Genomic DNA, 236 nt, shown 5'->3' with positions numbered 1-236 from the left:
ACATCCCCACCCCCTTGGCCCGAGCCTCCCGGGCGGCCTGGAGGTAGAGGGCGGCGTAGCGGACATTGGGGGGCACGGTGTAGGGCTCGGCCCACCCGGCCCTCACCAGCTCCAGGTTCACCTGGAGCAACCGGCTCCCCCCGTGGATCCAGTCTCCCCTGGGATCCTCCAGGTACAGGTAGGCCAGCACCCTCCGGTAGCGGTCCCGCTCCTGGGCGTCCAGCTCCACCCACACC

The 236-nt window shown here is 71.2% G+C and carries 1 protein-coding gene; it reads right to left on the bottom strand.

What is annotated here, in order from left to right:
• Positions 1 to 236: thermonuclease family protein (locus ACYQ0J_RS13740; protein WP_460172630.1), on the bottom strand; the 236-nt coding region annotated here is incomplete at both ends.

Source organism: Thermus sp. FJN-A (assembly GCF_054655095.1).
The sequence above is the reverse complement of the archived record's forward strand: the minus strand, read 5'-3'. Positions and strand labels throughout refer to the sequence as shown.